Source organism: Alkalihalophilus lindianensis, assembly GCF_032843265.1.
Lineage (GTDB): Bacteria > Bacillota > Bacilli > Bacillales > Bacillaceae_D > Alkalihalophilus > Alkalihalophilus lindianensis.
Window position 1 is genome coordinate 1 of sequence record NZ_JAWJBA010000953.1, and the last position, 240, is coordinate 240.

The window sequence follows — 240 nt, forward strand, 5'->3', positions numbered from 1 at the left end:
TTATTTTTTCGAATATGATCGATGCTGAACAGAATCGCCGCTTCAGCTACCGGACCAAGGATAACGGTCAACAAAATGACGACAATAAGCCCAATGACATCCCCAAAGCTGTCGGAATCAATCGTTCCACTTTCCGCAAAGCCGTTCAATATTTGCTCATACCAAGTGCTGCCACCGCCTACCTCTCTGAAAAAGCTGGTTCCGGCAGCCAGTTGAATGATGGCTTCAATTAAATAAATC

The 240-nt window shown here is 45.0% G+C and carries 1 protein-coding gene; it reads left to right on the top strand.

Features of this window, described 5'->3' with window-relative positions; translation table 11 throughout:
• Positions 1-233: hypothetical protein (locus RYX56_RS24935; RefSeq protein ID WP_317124463.1), on the top strand; the 233-nt coding region annotated here is incomplete at its 5' end.
• Positions 234-240: the final 7 nt, after the last annotated feature.